A 20,914-nucleotide genomic window follows, 5' to 3' on the forward strand; every position below is an offset into this window, starting at 1 on the left:
ATGGTCAGAGACACAATCGCTCTCGTGCGGGCAGTGCTGGGAGCAACCAATTATTCGGCAACCGTTCCACGTTTCACCGATGGCGTCCGGATGTAACAAAATGCAACACGAGAGGGGTGGCCGATGGCCGACGACATGGGATCGACAGTCCCCAGGCGACAGCTCGGGCGAGCACTACGCGACCTACGCACCGAAGCACGCATGACCCTCGACGGCGCGGCCGAGGCCATGCAGTGCAGCCGACAGAAGATGTGGCGCATCGAGACCGGCCTCGGCCCCACCCGCGCCGTCGACGTCAAGGCCATGTGCGAGCTGTACGCCGCCACCCCCGAGCTGACCACCGCCCTCGTCGCCCTCGCCAACGAAACCAAAGCCAAGGGCTGGTGGCACTCCTACGGCGACGCCATCCCCGACTGGTTCGAGCTGTACGTAGGCCTCGAATCCGCCGCCTCCCGCCTGCGTGGGTTCGACGAGTCCCTGATCCCCGGTTTGCTTCAAACGGAGGCATACGCCAGAGGCGTCTTCCAGAACCGCACCGACATGAGCGACGACGACCTGGAGCAGTTCATCGGCGTCCGGCTTCAGCGGCAGGGGCTCCTGCGACGGCGGCTGCCGAAGGCACCCATGCTCAGCTCCGTGCTCGCCGAGTCGCTGCTGATCAAGCAAGTTGGCGATCGGACGGTGATGTCCGATCAACTACGCCACCTGCTCGACCTCACCGAACTGCCGAACGTCTCCATCCGCATCCTGCCTCTGTCCGCAGGGGCGCACTACGGCGCCCTTGCCGGGACCTTCATGATGCTCGACTTCCCCCTGACCAACCGGACCACGCCAGAGCCGTCCGTCATCTACAGCGAATCACTCACCGGCGCGCTCTACCTGGACCGCCCGGATGAGATCGCGGCCTACGAGAAAGTGTGGGCAAGCCTCGATCTGCTGGCCCTCGATGAGCAACAATCGAGGCATCTGATCAACAAGATCATCGGAGAGGTTCACCATGGCTAACCTGACCGACGCCCAGTGGCGCAAGAGCATCCACAGCGGCGACAACGGCGGCGCATGCGTCGAGGTCGCCGACAACCTCCCCGGCCTCGTTGCCGTACGCGACAGCAAGGACCCGGCCGGTCCCGCCCTCACCTTCTCCCTCACCGCCTGGAGCAGCTTCATCCGGTCAGCCATGATCAGGCCTTGAGGGGCAGCCGATAGTACTACCGACCCGAACTAAAGCGAGCAACGTGTTGAACGGAAAGTCGATACTCCTTCATGTGATCGGCATCGTGCTGGGGCTGCCTGGACGGCTAGGGGGTCCATTTTCGGGCCCCCACCACCAATGGGCGGGTACCTAGTTGTCAGGACTTCTATATCGTTGATTGTCGTTGCAGCACTACGGAAGACTGAGGGCTTCTCGACAATCTTGAAAGCAAAAAGATCGCGCGCGCAGGCCACTTCCCATCCTGCGTCCGGGCGAGGATGGAAACGCGATTTGACGGGAGAGCCGTGGGCGCGCGAAAAGCTTTGGTCGTTGGAATAGATGGCTACTCTGGGCGACATGCTCCGCTTGAGTGTTGCGTTAATGACGCGACGCAAATCTCAGGCCTGTTGGCCGAGGAAGAGTATGGCTTCGAGGTCACCACCCTAACTGAGGAATACGCCACTCGGCCCGCAATTATGAGATGGGCAGCAGAGGCCCGATCCAGCCGATCGGAACTAGTCCTATTCTACTTCTCCGGACACGGTGTTGCGACGGATCTTGGTACATATTTAGTCACAGCCGACAATGCAATGTACGACGAAGGCATCGAAATACAGAAGCTGATAACGGTGTTGGCGGGAGACCAGGAGGCTCGCCATGATACCTTAGTCCTCCTAGATTGTTGCCACTCTGGTGTCGGTGTCACACTCGACGAGACACAGAGTGGCACTCGACCCATTAGCAATGACGACCTTCGTGTCAACTTCGCAAACGAACGTGCTATTGCCGTCCTAGCCGCGTCACTGAGCAGTCAAGTGGCGTGGGAGCAAAAGAATCACGGCCATGGCGTCTTCACCTATCACCTACTCCAGGCACTCTACGGAGAGGCTGCCGATCACGAGGGCTTCGTGACAATCAACAGTATTTACGAGGTAATCTCTCGTAACATGAGTCAGCTCGTAAGCGATCGCGAGCGTCAGAAGCCCGTGTTCCGTGCCCATGTCCCTGGCCGCCTAGTTCTGGCCGCTGGAATGACTCCGTGCCTGGCACCTCCTGTACCCGAGGCGACCCTGCGGCAACTAGAGCAGGAGGGTCAGCAGATGCTCGACGCTTTTCTTCAGTTCAAGATGCAATACGGTTCAGCCGAATGGCGGAACAGTGGATACGAACTGGCATGTCGGAGGCTAGAACTTATCTACCAGTGGTTTGAAAAGCGTGCTGCACTAACTGGCATGCTCTCTCTCCCCGGGTTCCGCCAAAGCCGCGAAACCCTGAACCGGTACCGCACCGAGTTGGGTTTGGTCGAGACCGACATGCGGATTAAAGAAGGCGTCCTCAGTCGGCAGATTGGCACCGGCGGGTTTGGAACTGTCTGGCAAGTCGATGACAGGGATTCCGGCACCTCAATCGCATATAAAATTTACCATACACAGGAGATGCAGGACGCGACGAAGGTAAAACGTTTTACCAATGGTTACCAGGCGATGACCTTGCTGAGTCATCCGAATATCGTCAAAGTACATCGGTTCAGCAGTTGTCCCGTCGGGTTCACGATGGACTACATTGAGGGCGCAAATCTCCGCGATCTTGAACCGAAATTCAGCCTTGATGGCCCTGCTGTCCTGGTACTTCTCATCGATATAGCCGAGGCAGTGAAGCATGCGCACGACCATGATGTGATCCACCGGGATATTAAGCCTGAAAATATCGTGTGCCGTCTAAGCCCGGAAGCCCGGCAAGTTCCGTTCCTCACCGACTTCGACCTCGCCTGGTTCAGTACGCGCACACAAACGGCGACGCAACATGCTATCGGAGTCATTGCTTACGCGGCACCCGAGCAGTACAGCGCGTTCAATGCGAAAGCGTCGGGTGCCAAGACGCCCGCACTCGACGTCTTCTCGTTCGGCCAGCTTCTATACTTTTGTTTCACCGGAAAAGACCCCGACCCGGTAGATCTCTCCCGCAACTTGGAGACTCTTCAACGGGAAGTCAAGGGCATCGGTTCTAACGAGTTCGTCCGACAGATCGGAGGGCTGTACAAGGACTCCACTGAGTGGCACCCCGGCGACCGAATCCAAAGTTTTGAAGAGGTATTGAATCGATTGCGGCGGATTCAAGCGGAGCTGGAGAATACCGATACTGATATACGCCTTAGCGAGGACTCATTCTTGTCGGAGCTTATATACCAGCTTACTAGAGACCCACGCGAACCTGGTGATCCCAGCTTTATAAGCCACAGCGGTAACTGGATTGTCCATTTGGCATGGCACACAAAGCTCTGGCGCAAGGAAACAACGCCTGCTCTCGTGATCGAGTTCACCCCGCAAGGGAGAATCGGACTCGAAAATGTCAGTAATGAACAGATGCGCAGAGTACTCAATGAGCGGGTAAATAACAAGTTGCGCCACCACAAGCCCTTCGCCAATCTGCGGAAGGGAAACCGCGGCGCCTACCAGGTTTTTGTGGAGTTTGGCCCAGTCACGTTGAGTCGTAACGGTATCGAACCGGTCGCAGGTGCGATTCGCTCTACGTTGGAAGCGCTGGATGGCTGACCAAGCAAAGCGCTGGAACCGGCCGAGAGGTCGGACTACTGGGGGTGCCAGCCGGCGTCGACCGCATTTTGAAGCCGCTTACTGAAGACAGCGTGCGCTTGGCGATACTCGTTTTCCCGATCAGCCTTGTAGAACGGCGCGCTGTACCCCTCTGGAACCGGATTCCGCTCCAGATCATCGAGGTGCGCCATCAGTTGCTCGTAATGTTCCTTTGATTGGCCATACCCGAAAGTATACGGATCTGCCGCGATCTTTCGACCAGCACGGTCAAACCACATCTCGTGTTCCCGTTCAGTCAAGATGGGATAACGAGAGCGCAGCACTGCGAGCAGTTCCTCTACCTCGATACGCAGCCACACGGAAACTAAAGCGTCGATCTCGACTAACGCCGCTCGTCGCGCCCGTTCAGTCCGCAAGGGCGTATCCATTCTCCACTCGGGCCCGACCCCTCCTAGGGGTTCAAGCCCTTCCCATTGCGCCGACCAACCTTCGGTGGCCCACCCTTCCTCGTACAACTCAGACCACAGCTGTGAGTATGCGTCAGTTACGCAGTTCAGCCGTAGCGTACGGAGTAACAGACTTGTTGCCAATGGGTGTTGATCTTCGGGACTGGGAAAAGTTGCCGCAGTCCCTACATCGAGATGCCCACGGCCAGTGATTCGAAGCTGGTAGTCGAGGGGAAGCGCGGCCATAAATCCAGCCATGATCGCTGTCTTCCGGTTACTGCTTAACGCCATCGTGCGAACTGCATGCACATGGGAGGGGCCCGGAGGGACAATCGCCGCGAATAGTGAGCGCTCGATGTCGAACGCAATCATCTCTCGCCACGCCAGCCGGTAATAATCTGTGCAGCGCCGTTCACCCCAAAAATCCTGTCTAGTCCGATTCCTGAATTCAGCGCCAGAAAGGCTATAGTTCGTTCTTGGAATGAATCCAGGAGAAAGGCTAGTTAGGTCAACTGGATCCCAGTCGCTCCTGGCACGACAAGGCACGCGTGGCTGCTTTACCAGAGGTGCCGCAATCCCGAGATGCGGTCCCTGAATCACTAAGCCGCGAAGATCGGAAGGCACCTCTTGATCCCATCGGATCAACCCTTCCTTTTTTCCATTGGCCTCGTCGTAACCTCGGCTGATGTACGTTGCCTCGCTCGCGAGCCGACGTCTGACATTTGACAGGGCAGCAATGGCGCGCTCCTCTTCAACGGTAACGGGCTGCAGCAGGGGCGCACGTGTCGCAGGCCCTCCACGCTCGTCGTCCATTAGTCGCTGCCAGATGCCAAGCACACCCTCGTCAACATAGATCACTCGCGACCGGTGCGGCCGGTTATCCCACGATCCTTGGTAACGCTGTCCCGGCACTTCGCCACCACCGGGGTGATCCAAGGAAGACGTAAGGACCGACGCAGCATAAAGTCGACTTAGATGAAGAAACCCAATGGCGCCACGAGGTCCATAGATATGCACTCCAAATTCGGTACTCCTGGTCGCGTCCGCGAACGCCCAGTTGGCAGAGTTCACAAAGCCGGCGTGTATACGGAGGTGGCGATAGGCGGCCTCACGCAGTGCCCCCTCTTTGGTTCCAGAGAAATGGGTATCTGGATGCACAAGGCCAGCAGTACCCTGTACACCGATGCTGCTCCATACACGACACACCATCGCTCGGTAAAGATTGGGCTGAGTGCCCGCTAGCAGGGGATACGAGGCGCGACTTCCGAGGAACGCCACGGTGCCAGCGTTAGCTGTCAGTTCTTCCCGAAAGGCGACCCGAGGGCGAGACAGGCCTAACAGTCCTGCTTTTCGGCTGTGCCACGCATCAACTGAAGCCTTCTCAGTCAGCCGAAACCATGGAAGGTGCTCGGCGAGAGTGGCTGCCTCATCCCACCGTGGCCGGACCCACGGTGGGTTGCCGACCTGGAGGTCGAAGCCGCCGTTGGCGAACGCCTGCGCGAACGTCAGCTCCCAGTGGAAGAATCCCTGCTGCTCCGCGATCCGCTCTCCCGTCAGCAGCCACGGGAAGCGGTCGGTCAGCATCCAGGGCGAGTCAACGCCGATGACACCGTCGAGCTTCTGCTCGAAGTCGCTCATCTCGGCCAGGCTGTCGAGTTTGCGGGCGTAGAATCGTTCGGTGTCCTCGTCGGCATCGGTGCGGCCGATGAGCGCCTCCGCGAACGTAAGCCAGTCGTCCAGGTTGGTCAGTGGGACCTGCTTGCGGAGCTGTTCGGCCACGGTGGTCCGCCGGGTGCCGGTCGCCTTGACCGGCAACTTCACCTGTTGAGGCTGCACGTTGCCGAGGAGGTCTGCGACCTCGTAGACCACCGGCGCCTCGTACGCTGGCTCGTCCTTGACGTGGGCTACCTGGACGGGCGCGGCCGGGTAGGCGGGGTCGGAGCCGTCGAGCAGGCCGACCTTGTCCAGCGGCCAGAACCAGAGGGCGCACCAGACGTCCATCAGGGTCTTGAGCCGCCAGTACGGGGTGCCGGGTGCGGTCAGGTCGGCGAGGATCTTGTCCCGGGCCACCGCTTCGGTGACCGGCGGTAGGTCGTCGGCGCCCCACACCTTGATGTCGCGGCGGATCTCCCGTTCGGAGATGGCGAGGCGCTGCTGCACCAGCCCCCACAGGAACTCGACCCGACCGGCCAGCGCCTGCAAGCGCTTCACCTGGGAGTTCTTGCCCTTGGCGGACGGGGTGCGCTTCATCGCCGTACGCCAGGCTTTCAACCGGGCGGTCTCGGCCGGGGCGAGTTCGCGGGCCTCCTTCTCCCCCGCGACCGCGCCCCAGCCGTCGGCGGGGAGCAGGAAGTGGTGGATGCTGCCCTCGTCGATCGGGCCGTCGCGGAACGGTTTCTCGGCCGGGGCGGTGGTCAGCCACGACTTGTCGGCGAGCTGCTTCGGCTCGTACGTCTTGCGTCCGCAGCCGATGAGCGAGTTGCCGCGTCGCAGGTGCAGGCCGAACCAGGGGGCTTGCAGACCGGCGTGCATGACGTTGAGCCAGAGGGAGACCTCGGCCAGCTCGACGGCGGTGCGGTTCAGGTCGACGCCGTAGCAGTTGTGCAGCGCGACGTACGCCTTCACCCGCTGGAGTTCCAGGTGGTACTGCTCCGGGTCGAGGGTGGTGTCGAGTTCCTTCTGGCGGCGGCGCAGGTATTCGGCGGCGACCTGGTTGATGGCCTCGTTGAGGAACGCGCCGGAGCCCAGCGCCGGTTCGCAGATGGTCCAGTCGAGCAGCTCCCGGGCGGGCGTGACCGTGTCGTCCTGGTCGAGGCGGTACTTCAGGGCCAGTTGGACGGTGACCTCGGTCAGCGACTGCGGGGTGTAGTAGGAGGCGCTGGTCTGCCGGTCCCGACCGGCGAGCCGGTAGACGAACGCCCCGGGGGCGTAGCTGACTCGGCTGCGCACCCCCGTGTACGGGTCCTCCTTGTAGACGAAGACGTTGTCGTCGTACTCGTCGGCTTTGGAGGCGGGGATCATCCACGAGCCGTCCTTCGGGTCGCCGTTCTTGGCAACCTCGTAGAGCTGCTCGGTGGCGACGAACCCGGTGTACGACATCAGGCCCTCGTAGACCGCGCCGAGCTGGTTGATGCCGAGCTGGGCGTACGAGATGAAGCCGCCGCGGCGCTTGCGGCCGCCCTTGGTGAGCATCAGCCGGCGCAGCACCTGGTAGAGGACCTTGTTGCGCAGCCGGGTGTCGATGGTCGGCGCGTCCGCGTCGTCCTCGTCGTCGCTGTCCGGCACGGGGATGAGGCGGCCGATGAGCTTGGTCTTCTCCGGCAGGAAAAGGTCCGACTTCATGGGTTCGAAGCGCAGGCCCTCGCCCTCGCTGGCGTGCTCGTCGACCTCGGCGCCAGCACGCGGGCGGTGGCCGTCGTTGACCATGCGGAACAGCAGGTCCAGCGACTCGTACAGGTGGAAGCCGTCCTCAACGGAGGGGGCGAGCCGACGGCTGACCAGATCTCCGAGGCGGGCCAGGCTGTAGCCCTCGACGTACTGCGGGTCGTTGACCGGCAGCACCCCCAGCTCGGGGCGCGCCTCGGCGTAGAGCAGAAAGAGGATCCGGTAGAGGTAGCGCAGCGCTTCCCGGCCCAGGTCCTTGGCCAGTTCGTCTAGCGTCATCACGTCCTGCGGCTGGTAGCCGGCCTGGCGGATGCGGTCGAGAATCTCGTTGGCGATGAGTTCGACGGATACCTTCAGCCCTTCGCGCAGCTCGCCGGAGACGCCGACGGCGTGCTGACGGGAGCCGGCGACCAGGTCGGCGAGGGGTTCGGTGCCGCCCTCGGCGGGTGGGCGCAGCGAGTCCGCACCGAACAGGGCGGCGACGACGTCGTACTCCTTGTCGTCGTTGCGGGCGTAGAGGGTGTCCAGGCTGACGGCCAGGTAGCGGCCCTCACCCCAGGCCGCCCGGTCGGCGAGCGTGATCACGCCGCCGCTGAGGATCAGCACATACCGGGGCGGTTGTTCGGCTGCGAAGAGCCAGGATGCGAGCTTCGCGCCGGTGGTGATGGTCTCGTTGCCGGGCAGGGTGACCTCATCGAGCAGCCGACCCGCGCCGTCCTGGTCCTGGGCGGCCTCGGCGTCGACAGCCCAACCGCAGTCCAGTGCGACGATGCCGTGCGCCGCGCCCATCTCGGCGTGGGCGACGCGGATCTCGTGGTCGTGGCCGGCGCGCTCGACGATGATGGTCTGCGGCTGCGGCTCGAACCCGAACGCCGTCAACAGCTCCTGGTGCAGCTTGCGCAGCCGCTCCGGGTCGAAGAACTCGTCGTCGGCCAGCTCGGCCTTCGCGTCGAAGTAGGGGCGGCGCATGCCCCGCAAGCCGGTGCGCGGCGTCTGCTCACCGGCCTTTTCCCGCTCCGCCCACTGCTTGGCCAGGCCACCCTTGACGGTGGTGGGCAGGATCTCGGCCAGGTAGTGCGCGGACAGGTACTCGCCTCGGTTGGTCAGCGACTCGAAACTCATGCGGCACGCTCCGGAGACGGGACGAGGACGGCGAGGACGCGCAGCAGCGGATCACCGGCGGTTTCCAGGCGGTCGAGCAGGTCATGCTGCTCGGCGACGGTCGCGGTGACCCGCTGGCGGCGCTTCTCCCGGTGTACGGCAGGCAGCTCGTCGAGGAGGCTGGCCTGCGCGAAGTGCGTCAACTGGTCGCGGTAGCGCTTCAGCGGCTCGGCGTTGGCCGCGTCCCACTCGGCGCGCTTGCTCTCCAGGTGCCGCCGGGCCACCTCGACGGCCTGCGGCAGGAGTTGCGTGAGTGGCTCGACGGCGACGGACTCCGCGCGGTTGACCATGTGCGGGCCGACACCGGCCGCGCGCAACACAGCGTCCATCGGCGCGATGACCGGCTCGCCGGGCAGGCCGGAGACGGCCATCCACTGCACGACGGTGGGCTGGCCGAGACGGTTGGCGTAGACGCCCTGCACCAGGAAGACCGGCGCGTCGACGTCGGCGGTGAGCACCGGTGCCTGCTGGCGGCCAAGCCGGATGAGCACCTTGTCGACCAGCCAGTCCACCATCGGGTGCACGTCGCTGAGGAAGGCGATCTCCGGCCACATCGGGGTGCGGCTCTGCCGGGCCTCGTCGAGCTTGCGCTGGGCGAGCCGCCGATCGAAGGTGACCTTCAGTCGCAGGTCCTCGCCTTCCCGGTGGGCGCGCAGGTAGGAACGGGGCAGGTCGGTGAGCCGGTGCACCAGGTCGTCGGGGGCGAGGAAGGTCAGCAGTTCCTCCTCCCGGCGCAGGTCGATGCGGTCCTCCGGCCGATCGTCGTAGATCTCGCTGAGCGCGGCGTCGACGAAGTCGCGGGTGGAGTCGAACAGCTTCGGCACCCGGGCGCGGAGCACGTCGGCGTTGACCGGTGCGGTGCCGACCTCGCCGAACAGGTCGGCCATCACGTCGACCTCGGCGTGCGCGGCCTCGTACGACTCGTCCACGGTGCGGCCGTTGAGCAGGTCGCGGACCAGCCGGTCCTCCTCGGCCTTCGCGTCGTAGAGGCCGGTGGCGGCCTCGACGCTGCCGAGGCTGCGGTGAGCGTTCTCCTCCCGGTGGAGCAGCTTCTCGGAGACCGTCCGGTCGTCCTTGGCGTCCTCCCGGCTGGAGGTGAGGATCAGTGCCCGGAACTGCGGCCGGTGGCGCTGCCCGTACCGGTCGATGCGGCCGTTGCGCTGCTCGATGCGGATCAGGCTCCACGGGATGTCGTAGTGGATCAGGTGGTGGCACTGCTGGTGCAGGTTGACGCCCTCGGATGCGACGTCGCCGGTGAACAGCAGCCGCACCTCGCTGCCGGCCAGTTCGAACTCTTGCAGGATGCGTTGCTCGTCGGTGTCGGCGACTCCGCCGTGCAGCACCCGCACGGCATTGGGCTTGAGGCCGAGCAGTGCGGGGACGGTCTCGGCCAGCCACTTGATGGTGGGCACCCGCTCGGAGAAGACCACCACGCGGGTGTCGCTGCCCTTGCCGACACCGATCCGCTTCAACTCGTCGACGAGGTGGGTGAGTTTGCTGGAGTCGCGGTCGATCATCGCCGAGGTCAGCTCCGCGAGTCGATCCAGCGCCGTCCGTTCGGTGCCGGTCGCCTTCTTGCGTCGGTTGGTCACCGTCTCGTGCAGCGCCCGGTGCGACGACAGGAACGACTTCAACAGGGTGTACGGGAAGAGTCGGTGCTGGCCGGTGATCGCCTCGTCGCTCCACTTGCCGGCCAGCCACACGTCGGTCAACTCGTCGAAGATCTGCTCCTCGGCGTGGGTCGCCGGGCAGTGCACCGCCTGGGAGGGGCCACGGTCGGCCCAACGGTCGCCCATCTGGTCGCGTACCTCCGGGCTGATCTTCGTGCGCCGCAGGTAGAGGTGGGCGATGTCCTCGGCCCGGTAGTCCCTCGGGTTGGCGATCGCGGCCGGGTCGAGCAGGGAGATCAGCTGGGCGAAGGACTCCTTGTCGCCGTTGTGCGGGGTGGCGCTGGCCAGCAGCAGCGCGTCGGTCTTCGCGGCGAGCCGGCGGGCCAGCTCGTTGCGCTGGGTGCCCTTGTTGATCAGGTTGTGTGACTCGTCGATGACGACCGCGTCCCAGGTACTGGCGTCGAGGTGGTGCCCGAACTGACCGGCGTCCTTGAGGGTGTCGACCGAGATGATGGCCCGCTTGAAGTAGGTGAACGGGTTCCGCCCGGCGGGTATCTCCTGCTGGATGCGCTGGATGCCGGTCGAGTCCAGCCGAACCAGGGGGATGGCGAAGCGGGTCCAGAGTTCCCGCTGGAACTGTTCGAGCACCTGCTGCGGCGACACCACCAGGATGCGGTCGCCCCGGCCCCGGCGGATCAGTTCGGCGAGGATCAGCCCGATCTCCAGGGTCTTGCCGAGCCCGACCACGTCGGCGAGCAGGATGCGGGGACGGAGACCGGACAGGGCCAGCTCGACCGGGCGCTGCTGGTAGGTCAGCGGGTCGAGCAGGAACCGATCGGCCAGGGCCAGACCGCGTTCGGTGCGGGGCAACGGCGTACGCCGGAACACCGCCTCCAGGAACAGCCGACTCTGCCGGAACCGCGAGGAGGTGTCCCGTACCAGCACGGTGTCTTCCGGACGCATCGCCTGGATGTCGTCGAGGCCGTCGAAGAAGGTCGCCTCGACGTCCTGCACGAACTCGGAGACACCGACCGCCTTGATCATGGCGCCGTCGGCAGTGCCGGTCTTGACGCTGCGTACCAGCCATTCCTCGTCCCGGACGACGATGCGGGAGCCCGGGGCGAAGGCGTCCTGGGTGGTGGTCATCGTTACGGCCTTCCTAGAGGGTGGCGCGGCGGGCGTACCGGCGGCGCAGCCTGTCGACAAGCCACTGCACATCGGCCTGTCCGGTCGGGCCGGGCTCCACGAGGGTGGTGGCCGGTCGGGATTCCTCGACAGTCGGCTCGACTGTCGTCACGCCCTCCGGATCCTGCTGGGGATCGTCCAGGTCAGGGGGCACCAGCAGTTCGGTCTCGCCCACGTAGGTCAGTGCCGCCACCTGCCGGCGCAGGTCCACCACGTTCGTGCCGCCGGCTGTGGTGGCGACGGCAAGCAGCCGACTGCGTACGGTGTCGAGGCTGGGCCGGGCGGTCGGGTCGTGGGCGAGCATCGCACCCAGCAGCGGGGCCAGCTCGCCGGGCACACCACTGAGGTCGGGCAGGTCGCTCGGCTCGGTGATGCGCAGCAGCAGGTTCCAGGAGTTGCTCTGCGGGTAGAGGGTGTGCCCGGTCAGCGCGAAGACCAGCGTCGCGGCGAGGCCGTAGACGTCGACGGCGGTGGTGAGGTCCCGTTCACCGCGTACCTGCTCGGGCGACATGTAGGCGGGGGTGCCGACCATCGCGCCCGGTTCGGTGAGGTAGTCGTTGCGATCGACGAGGACGGCGAGGCCGAAGTCGATGAGTTTCGGACCGTCCGGTCCGAGGATGATGTTGTGCGGCTTCAGGTCGCGGTGCAGGATGCCGGCCTGATGCACCGTGGCCAGGCCCTCGGCCAGCATCGCGCCGACCATGGCACCGTGTGGTGTCGGCAGCGGCCCCTGGGCGTCGACGTGCTGACGCAGCGTGGCACCGGGGACGTACTCGACCGCCAACCAGGGCGGATCACCGAAGGGGTCGGCGTTCTCCAGCCGCGCCACTCGGGAGCCGTAGACCAGCTTCAGGCTCTCCACCTCGGCGGCGAACCGCTCCTGCATGGTCGGCGCGTCCAGCAACTGCTTCTTGATGACTTTGATGGCGACCCGCTCCGCCGTCGGCGACACCGCGAACCACACGTCGCCCATGCCACCGGACCCGAGCGGCTTCACCAGTCGATAGCCGCCAATGTTGCCCAGTGCCACCAGTCCTCCTCACGACGCCCCCGTACGACCATCGCCTCCCGTCGGTTCCAGCCGCGCGCCGGGTCGGGGACGCATGACCGTACAACGAACGGCAACCCGTGGGCCAACAGCCGATCCGCTCGTTTCTCCTGGCCAGTCACCCTGACGGGGACAGAAAAGCGCAGGACGTGAGCCGGTCCGGCCGGTCGATCCTCGGGCTCGCCACACCGCAGTCAGATATCTGACGGTCACCCCTTTGGCTGTTACTCCTTCACGTACCGGCGACAGGGACGTCAGGTGATCCGTTCGCACTCGGAATACGACGTGCCGCGTCTTGTCGGACCCCCGTCGTAGCGTGGGGCGATGAGCGACATGGAGGCGATCGTCCGGCGGGCCTGCCTGCGTCTTCCCGAGGTCAGCGAACGGCTGAGCCACGGCACCCCGACCTGGTTCGTCCGGGGCAAGAAGTCGTTCGCCACCGTCTGGCCCGACGGCCACCACCAGGACGATTTTCCGCACCTGTGGTGTGCCGCGCCGCCGGGCTCTGCGGCGGAGTTGATCGCGGAGGATCCGCGGACCTACTTCCGCCCGCCCTATGTGGGCCATCGCGGCTGGGTCGGGGTACGCCTCGACACCGGCATCGGTGCGGCCGAGCTGGCCGAGGTCATCGAGGACGGCTACCGGGCGGTGGCACCTCGGGCGCTGCTCGCCCGGCTGGCAGGTCCGCAGAGCCCCGCGTCGTAGCGGCCTGACCGTTGCGCGCGGGGCCCCGCCTGCGCCGGGCGTGCCGGTCGGGCGGCGGTCAGCGGCTGACCCGGACCGCCAGTCGGTCCAGGTAGGACACCTGCAACCAGACGAGTATGGCCAGGAACAGCAGGAGGAGCGGAAGCGGCAGGACCGCGCCCAGTGCCAGTTCGTCCGCCGGGATCCGCATGGTGTTGATGTCCGTGATGACGCTCAGCGGTGCCGGTCGGCGGGGTGGCTGCGCCGCGAGCCACGGCCAGAGCACCTGTCCGGCGCTGACCAGCCAGGTGACCACACCGACCAGCACGACCATCGGCGCGGCCGGGGCGACCATGCTGCGGACGAAGCTCCCGCCCGCCCGCCAGCGGGGCTCCAGCCCACGGAACAGCACGGTGAACAGGAACAACGCCGGGATACTCACCCAGCCGGGCGGCATCGCGCCGAGGAACGTGCCGATCTGTCCGGCGTCGCGGGTCCGCAGGTACGCCTCGATGGCCAGTGGTCCGGTGCCGACGAACAGCCACGGCGCGAACGGCAGGAGGAGCAACTCGCTGAAGCGGCCGAGCGGGCGCAACCCCCCGATGGCGAACCCGCCGAGTGCCGCGATGGTGATCGTGACCAGCGCCGACACCAGCGTCGGCAGCCACGTCAACGTCAGCATCTCGGCCAGGTCGGGAGACGGCATCGGCGCGACGTCGTTGGTGTACCGCAGGCTGCGGCGCAACCACGGCCACGCCGCCCACAGCATGACACCGACGAGGAACACGCCCGCTACGACCAGCCCGATCCCGCTCTTTCGGCGGCCGCCCTCCGCCGCCGCGCTCGAATCGGTGGTGGTGTGGTTGTCGTTCTCGCGGTCGGCGGCGCGGTCGACGGTTTCGATCCGGATGCGACTGGCCAGCAGCAGCGCCGTCGCGGCCAGCCCCAGCAGGGCCAGCGGGATGAGCAGCAGTACCGCGGCGGCCGAACCGCCACCGAGGTCCATCCTGATCAGGGAGGCCATCACCACGTGGGTGAGCGGAACCTCGGTCCGGACGGTCAGCAGCGGCGCGGTGAAGCTCTGCAACGTCGCCGCGAGGATCCCGAACAGCAGCAGGCCGGCGACGGTCAGCGCCGCTGGCAGCGCGTCTCGGCGGTGCCGCCGACCACGCATCGTGGCGAGGAATGCCGTGGTGGCGACCGCCATGACCAGCCCGGCGGCACCGACTGCGGTCAACTCCGCGAGGGTGGCCCACGGACGGGCGCCGATCTCGGCCGGCTCCAACCGGTCGAGACGCCAACCCACGAGCAGCGCCACCGGCGCGTACCCGGCGACCGGCACGGCAAGGAGCGCACGGGTGGCCCGCCTGGCCGAACGCCCGGTGCGGTCGGCGAGCAGCGCCAGCAGCGGCGCCACCAGCAGAGCCAGCGCCAGCGGGACCAGCGTCAGCACCAGGGTCCAGCCGAAGTCCGCGACGATTCCCCGTTCGAGGAGTCGCTGGTAGTTGTCGGCACCGACGCTCTGCACCGGGCCGCGCAGGTTGTCTCGGGTCGTCGAACGCCACACGGTCAGCGCGGTGGGTATCAGGTACGACCACACGAGGGCGAGCAACGCGGGAATCAGCAGGACGAATCCGATGCCGATCCGGGCACCACTGCCCAACCCACCAGGGGCCACCTTCGCCGGGGGTGCTGCGATGCTCATGATGCTCCTTGCCTCGTCGAGCCCTGGCCGGACCTGACGATAGGCGTGATGATCAACCGACGCCACGATTCAGACCGATGAAGATCGCCGGAATCGCGTCGATCGGGTACGGGCACCCGCCAGCGGTGGGTACGCGTACTCAGCGTGGGTGGGTGCGCGTGCTCAGCCCGGGGTGATGCCGAGGCTGGCCAGGACGGCCCCCTGGTAGACGGTGACCGGTTCACCGGTGCCGTCACGGCGGACGATCACCACGGTGTCGAGGGGGCCCGGTCGCGGTCCGGCCCTGGTGGAGCGCAGTGAGATCAGCAGGTGGCCGGTGTCGGGGGTGAGGATCACCGTGTCGATCCGCTGGTCGGGTCCGGCGCCGGTGGGTACCTCGGTCCGGCTGCCGGAGCTGTCGGTCACCAGCAGTCGGTCCGCCCGTTCGTCGCCGTTGTCGTCGGTCAGGGCGTGCCAGACCGCGCCGTCACCGAGGGTCGCTCGGGGGGTGGCTCCCGGTGGGGCGCTGGTGACCGTACCGTCGGGGCTGAGGGTGAGGATCGTGCCGTCCGGTTGGAACGACGCTGTCGCCACCGACGCGGCGTTGGTCGGCGCGGCGTCGTCGGCGCGCACCGTCACCGACGACGCTGCGGGGGTGTCCGGATGGACGGTCGCGGTCGCGGTGGACAGCCGCACCGACCAGGTGCGGCTGGGGCGGGGGGCCCGATGGCCGACGTCGGGCGCGGCCGCCAACTCCACGACCAGGGCGGTGTCGCCGGAGACCGTAGCGGTGACCGAGCCGGTGACCGGCGGCAGTTGGGTGCCGGATCGGTCCGGTGTGCCGTCGACCACCGGGGTGACCGTGCCGGAGGCCAGGTCGAGCACGGCGATCCGTCCGGTGCCGGACCGGGTGTCCACCACGAGCGCGCGCCGCCCGTCGGGGGCGAAGGCCACCTCGCCGACCAGGGTGAGCAGGCTACGCGCCTTCTTGTCCGGGGTGACCAGGCTGATCGTCCGGTACTTGTCGGAACGGTGCAGCACGGCGAACCCGCCGCTGGTGAAGACGCCGGGTACGTCCCGTCCACTGACCGTCACCGTGGGCTGTGACCGGCCGGTCTTGGTGTCGGCGATGACGAGCCGTGGGGGGCGCTCGGTGGTCAGCGCGGCCAGGTAGCGGCCGTCCGCCGAGGCGGCGATGGGATGTGACGGCATCGCGATGGCCGGACTCGCCGCCCCGGACTTCAGGTCGATCGCGCCGTAACGCTCCCCCGCCCGGTCCTGCCACACCACACCGCCACGGGCGATCGTGCAGGTGGCCTCGACGGCGGGCCGGGTGGTCGTGCCGTCACCGGTCACCGCGAGACATCGCGATGCGGTCACCGACAGCGCGTCGGTGACGCCTGTCGCCCGCCGGGCGTACACGTGGTCGGGCAGGTTGGTCTCGCGCAGCCGACCGCCGACGAGCAACGCGTCCCGGCGGTCGTCCCCCAGCCCTCTGGCGATGGTCGGGTAGCGGGGATCACCGAAGGCGACCTCGGCGTGCCGCCGGTCGGGTTGCCGGTCGGCCAGGTCGTCGCCGAACTGTTCCACGGTGAGCAGGCCGACCAGGTCGGTGCGCCGATCGTCCGCGACGGGCACCGCCAGCACCGCCGGGCCGAGCCCGCGCACCTCGGTCGGCACCGATGCCACCCGGACCGGCAGCTCGGTCGGTTCCGCTCCGGTGCAGCCGGTGACCACAGCCAGCACCAGCAATCCCGTCAGCCCGGTCCAGCGCGTTCCTCTCATGCCCGCCATTGTGATCACCTACGCAAGTCGAGCCTTGCGAAGGTTCGACCGACGGCAGCGGGCGCGGTTCGTGGGACCGCGCTTGTCCGACCGGTGACGGTGCCCCTACCGTCACGGTATGGTGCGCCGGCTGACACTGTGGACGGTCTGCGCGACCGCCTGGTGGCTCGGGTACGCCTGGATCAGCGCCCGCAACTACCACCAGATCACCACGGAGTGGGGCATCTACCTCCCGTGGTCGGAGGTGCTCACCGCCGAGCTGATCACTGCCGGGCTGTGGATTCCGCTGACCGTTCTCGCCCTCGCCCTGTCGACCCGGTTCCCGCTCGGTCGGCCGACTCCGGTCGCCGTGGGTCTGCACCTGGCCGGGCTGGCGGTGGCGGTGCTCGGACGCTCGTGGGTCGTGCACCGGCTCGACGAGTGGTTGGGCTGCTGGCCGGCCCTGCCGATGCTCGCCGAGTTGGCCATCGACCAGCGTCCGCAGCACGCGTTCACGTACGTGATGCTGACCGGTGTCGGTCACGCGCTGCACTACGCGGCGGCGCACCGGCGTCGCGAGGCCGAGCTGGCCCGCGCCGAGGTGGCGCGGCTACGCGCGCAGATCCGCCCGCACTTCCTGTTCAACGCGCTCAACACCATCGCGGCCGTGGTGCACGACGACCCGGACCGCGCCGAACGCATGGTCGTCGACCTGGGGGCGCTGCTGCGGCAGGCCCTGGAACACGGCGACGACCGGCCGGTGCCGCTCTCCACCGAACTGGATCTGACCCGCTGTTACCTCGACATCGAACAGCAGCGGTACGGCGAGCGGCTGCGGGTGTCCTGGGATGTCGCCCCCGACGCGGCGGAGGCGCTGGTGCCGCCACTGGTGCTCCAGCCGCTGGCCGAGAACGCCGTCCGGCACGGACTCGCGCGGCGGGCCGGTGGCGGCGAGGTACGCATCGTCGCGCACCGTCACGACGACACGCTGCGGCTGATGGTCGAGGACGACGGTGCCGGTCCGCGTGCCGGAGCCGGTTCGGAGGGCATCGGGCTGGCCAGTGTCCGTACGCGACTGCGTGCCGCGTACGGCCACCGGGGCGAGCTGACGGCCGGCGCGCGGCCGGGCGGCGGGTTCCGGGTGGTGCTGCGCGTGCCGTGGCGGTCGGCCGGCGGGCAGCCGCTGGCCGTGTCGTTCCCGGCGGGCGTACGGTGATCCGGGCGTTGGTGGTCGACGACGAGCCGCCGGCCCGCCGACGGCTGATCGCGCTGCTCGGGCACCATCCGGACGTCACCGTGTGCGGTTCGTGCGGCAGCGCCGACGAGGCGGTGCACGCGATCACCGTGGACCGGCCGGACGTGGTCTTCCTCGACGTGGCGATGCCGGGCGCGGACGGCTTCACCGTGCTGGACGAACTCGCCGACCCACCGGCGGTGGTCTTCGTGACCGCGCACACCCGGTACGCCACGCGTGCCTTCGACGTCGCCGCGGTGGACTATCTCGTCAAGCCGTACCACCGGGAACGGTTGGCGATGGCGCTGGACCGGCTCCGGGCGCATCTGCGACACCGTCGACCTGCCGTCGGGCGGCTCGCTGTCGGCACCGGCGGACACACCCGCCTGCTCGATCCGGCGGAGGTGGACTACCTGCGGGCCGACGGCAACTACGTGCGCGTGTACGTCGGCTCCGCCAGTTACCCGGTGCGGGCCACCCTGACCGCCCTGCTGTCCACGCTGGACAGCACCGCGTTCCTGCGGGTGCACCGGTCGCTGGCGGTACGCCTCGACCGGGTACGTGACGTGCAGACCCTGCGCCACGGCGAGTTGGCGCTGCGGCTGCGCAACGGGGCGTTGCTGATCTCGGGACGGAGCTACCGCGACGAGGTGCGGCGGGCACTGGGCCTGCACACCTGACCGCTCCCGTTCGTCCCCCGTCCGCTCCCGTCCGTCACATCGGCGGGTCGCGGCCGGGGCGTACGACGACACCATCGATTCATGCGTGCTTACCTGGCGTCGGTGGTGACCGTGGCGCTGCTGGGATGTCCGGGCGGTTCGGGACCGTGGGACGAACCGCCCGGTACCCCGGAACCGGTCCTGCCCGGCGTCATCTCGACCGACGCGTACGAGTGGCGGCTGGCCGTGTCGCCGGACCGGAAAACCGTGTACTTCCCGCGCAGCGAGGGTTTCTTCCCGGCCACCCGCCAGGCGACCATCATGGTTTCCCACTGGACGGGCAACGGCTGGTCGGCGCCGACGGTGGCGCCGTTCTCGGGACGGTACCCGGACATGGACCCGTTCCTCAGCCCGGACGGGCGAACCCTGCACTTCTCCTCGATCCGCCCGGTCAACGGGCAGGAGCGCACCGACGCGGACCTGTGGCGGGTGCGGCGTACGCCCGATGGCCGCTGGGGTGAGCCGGAGCACCTGGGGCCGGTCAACAGCCCGGCCGACGAGCTGTACTCGTCGGTCGCCGCCGACGGCACCCTCTACTTCGCCAGCGAGCGGGCCGGTGGCCTGGGAGGCTGGGACATCTACCGGGCACGACCGCGACCGGGTGGTGGGTACGGCCCGGCGGAGAACCTGGGCGCGCCGGTCAACACGGCCGGTTGGGAGTTCAACCCGACCATCACCGCGGACAATCGGCTGCTGCTGTTCACCGGCTTGGACCGGTCCGGCGGGGCGGGCAACGGCGACATCTGGGCCAGTCGCCGGGTGGCCGACGGTTGGTCGCGGCCCTCCGGTGTCGGGTCGGTGGTGAACACGGCGGCCGACGAGTACCACCCGTCACTGTCGCCGAACCAGGACCGTCTCTTCTACGTCGTAGATGGAGACATTCACCAGGTGGCGTTCGACGCGCTGGAGCTTCCCCGCTGACGGTCCCGGTCAGTGGCCAGCCGACGAGCCACCACGGCGGCTTCCCGGAATCGGGGGGTGGAGCCGCCACCCGAGGCCCGCGGACAGTCTGCTGTCCGCGGGCCTCAACCCGCCCGAGCAGGCGGGCCGAACGGACGGGCGGGCCGAACGGCCCCGGAGCTGTTCGACCGATTGAGCTTCACCTTCTGTGATGGTCACGGTCCGTATCGGACCTCCCGGCCAGTCGGGTAACCGAAGTCCACGCTTTGCTCTGCTTCAATCCACGCAACTACGCCGGAGCAGCCCCGATGAAAATCGGGCACACGACAGCCACCGTCGGTTCAATGACAGAGCGTGACTGTTGCGTATTTTGAAGCAGAGCAAAGGGCGCGCGGGTGATAGGGGCGGCAGGGCTGGCGGTTACTCGATGTGATGGCGCTCGGGGGTGCTGGGCTATCGCAGTCGGCGGGCGGGGAAACGCATCGGTGGGTCGGCGATCGCGGACTGAGCGGCCACCAACTGGAGCTCCCGGGTACCGGCCGCCAGCGTCGCCTCCAGCACCGCGAAGATCGAGGCGGTGGTGCGTTCCAGCGCCGTGGCGGGCGACCCGGTGGTGGCCAGGTGCGCCAGGTATAGGGCGGCGGTGACGTCGCCTCCGCCGTTGGGGTAAATCGGCAGCAACGGGGTGGTCACCGCCCAGGCGCCGGCGTCCGAGACGGCCACCACCTCCAGCGAACCGGCAGGAACGTCGTCATGCACCACGCTGGTGACCAGGACGTGCCGAGGTCCGGTGGCGCGTACCGCGTCGACGGCCGCGAGCAGGTCGTCCACCGAGTTCGTCGGGCGGCCGGCGAGGAACTCCAACTCGAACTGGTTGGGGGTGACGATGTCGGCGCGGGGCACCACCACGTCGCGCAGGTACTCCGGAATGCCGGGCCGGACGAACATGCCCCGGCCGACGTCACCCATCACCGGGTCACAGCAGTAGAGGGCGTCCGGGTTGGCGGTCTTGACCAGGGTCACCGCGTCGAGGATCACCGCTCCCATCGCCGGGTCACCCTGGTAGCCGGAGAGCACCGCGTCGGCGTCGCCGAGCACACCACGATCGGCGATGCCGGCGATCACCTCGGCGACCGCCGAGGGCGCCAGCAGCGGACCCCGCCACGCGCCGTACCCGGTGTGGTTGGAGAAGTGCACGGTCAGCACCGGCCACACCTCGTGACCGAGCCGTTGCAGCGGGAACACCGCAGCCGAGTTGCCGACATGGCCGTAGGCGACCGACGACTGGATGGACAGGATCCTCACCGTCCCATCATGGTCGACGGCGGTTGACCGGCCACGACCCACTCCG

13 protein-coding genes are annotated in these 20,914 nt (G+C 67.1%); 7 read left to right on the plus strand and 6 right to left on the minus strand.

What is annotated here, in order from left to right; translation table 11 throughout:
- The first annotated feature begins 123 nt into the window (after nt 1-123).
- The 3 genes from FF096_RS17530 (at nt 124) to FF096_RS17540 (ending at nt 3,744) form a co-directional block, all read left to right on the plus strand.
- A complete protein-coding gene (locus FF096_RS17530; protein ID WP_155219650.1) occupies nt 124-1,005 on the plus strand; it encodes a helix-turn-helix transcriptional regulator in 882 nt (293 codons plus the stop codon).
- Nucleotides 998-1,192 carry a DUF397 domain-containing protein gene (locus tag FF096_RS17535; RefSeq protein WP_155219653.1) on the plus strand — a complete coding sequence of 65 codons (195 nt, stop codon included), beginning with the start codon at nt 998-1,000 and terminating at the stop codon, nt 1,190-1,192. The genes FF096_RS17530 and FF096_RS17535 overlap by 8 nt, the downstream gene beginning before the upstream one ends.
- A 278-nt stretch (nt 1,193-1,470) precedes the next feature.
- Complete coding sequence (locus FF096_RS17540; RefSeq protein ID WP_155219656.1) at nt 1,471-3,744, plus strand: caspase family protein; 2,274 nt, start codon at nt 1,471-1,473, stop codon at nt 3,742-3,744.
- Nucleotides 3,745-3,779: 35 nt separating this feature from the next.
- On the opposite strand, the gene FF096_RS17545 is transcribed toward FF096_RS17540, so the two are convergent.
- Genes FF096_RS17545 through FF096_RS17555 form a run of 3 tightly spaced genes read right to left on the minus strand, consistent with a single transcriptional unit; the run spans nt 3,780 to nt 12,560 of the window.
- The gene (locus FF096_RS17545; protein WP_155219659.1) at nt 3,780-8,696 is read right to left on the minus strand and encodes a class I SAM-dependent DNA methyltransferase; all 4,917 of its coding nucleotides are present in this window, start codon (nt 8,694-8,696) and stop codon (nt 3,780-3,782) included.
- The gene (locus tag FF096_RS17550; RefSeq protein WP_155219662.1) at nt 8,693-11,491 is read right to left on the minus strand and encodes a helicase-related protein; all 2,799 of its coding nucleotides are present in this window, start codon (nt 11,489-11,491) and stop codon (nt 8,693-8,695) included. The genes FF096_RS17545 and FF096_RS17550 overlap by 4 nt, the downstream gene beginning before the upstream one ends.
- A 13-nt stretch (nt 11,492-11,504) precedes the next feature.
- Nucleotides 11,505-12,560 carry a serine/threonine-protein kinase gene (locus FF096_RS17555; protein WP_309223490.1) on the minus strand — a complete coding sequence of 352 codons (1,056 nt, stop codon included), beginning with the start codon at nt 12,558-12,560 and terminating at the stop codon, nt 11,505-11,507.
- A gap of 342 nt (nt 12,561-12,902) precedes the next feature.
- Between FF096_RS17555 and FF096_RS17560 the strand changes: the two genes are divergently transcribed.
- A complete protein-coding gene (locus FF096_RS17560; RefSeq protein ID WP_155219664.1) occupies nt 12,903-13,283 on the plus strand; it encodes an MmcQ/YjbR family DNA-binding protein in 381 nt (126 codons plus the stop codon).
- A 58-nt stretch (nt 13,284-13,341) separates the two neighbouring features.
- On the opposite strand, the gene FF096_RS17565 is transcribed toward FF096_RS17560, so the two are convergent.
- Both FF096_RS17565 and FF096_RS17570 read right to left on the minus strand, forming a co-directional pair.
- Nucleotides 13,342-14,967, minus strand: coding sequence for a sugar ABC transporter permease (locus FF096_RS17565; RefSeq protein ID WP_155219667.1), 1,626 nt, complete (start codon nt 14,965-14,967; stop codon nt 13,342-13,344).
- A gap of 162 nt (nt 14,968-15,129) precedes the next feature.
- Nucleotides 15,130-16,731 carry a hypothetical protein gene (locus tag FF096_RS17570; protein ID WP_155219670.1) on the minus strand — a complete coding sequence of 534 codons (1,602 nt, stop codon included), beginning with the start codon at nt 16,729-16,731 and terminating at the stop codon, nt 15,130-15,132.
- A 118-nt stretch (nt 16,732-16,849) separates the two neighbouring features.
- On the opposite strand from FF096_RS17570, the gene FF096_RS17575 reads away from it, so the two are divergent.
- From FF096_RS17575 to FF096_RS17585, 3 genes are all read left to right on the plus strand, one after another.
- Entirely contained in the window at nt 16,850-17,926 is a 1,077-nt protein-coding gene (locus FF096_RS17575; RefSeq protein ID WP_155219673.1) for a sensor histidine kinase, read from the plus strand.
- The gene (locus FF096_RS17580; protein ID WP_309223491.1) at nt 17,923-18,624 is read left to right on the plus strand and encodes a LytTR family DNA-binding domain-containing protein; all 702 of its coding nucleotides are present in this window, start codon (nt 17,923-17,925) and stop codon (nt 18,622-18,624) included. The genes FF096_RS17575 and FF096_RS17580 overlap by 4 nt, the downstream gene beginning before the upstream one ends.
- Before the next feature lie 81 nt (nt 18,625-18,705).
- Nucleotides 18,706-19,584: a PD40 domain-containing protein gene (locus tag FF096_RS17585; RefSeq protein ID WP_155219676.1), complete on the plus strand. Its 879-nt coding sequence runs from the start codon at nt 18,706-18,708 to the stop codon at nt 19,582-19,584.
- A 432-nt stretch (nt 19,585-20,016) separates the two neighbouring features.
- Here the strand turns inward: FF096_RS17585 and pdxY are convergent, their stop codons facing one another.
- Entirely contained in the window at nt 20,017-20,868 is an 852-nt protein-coding gene (pdxY, locus tag FF096_RS17590; protein ID WP_309223492.1) for a pyridoxal kinase PdxY, read from the minus strand.
- Between the last annotated feature and the right edge of the window lie 46 nt (nt 20,869-20,914).

It is taken from the genome of Micromonospora sp. CP22 (assembly GCF_009712475.1).
In the GTDB taxonomy this organism is placed as follows: Bacteria; Actinomycetota; Actinomycetes; order Mycobacteriales; family Micromonosporaceae; genus Micromonospora.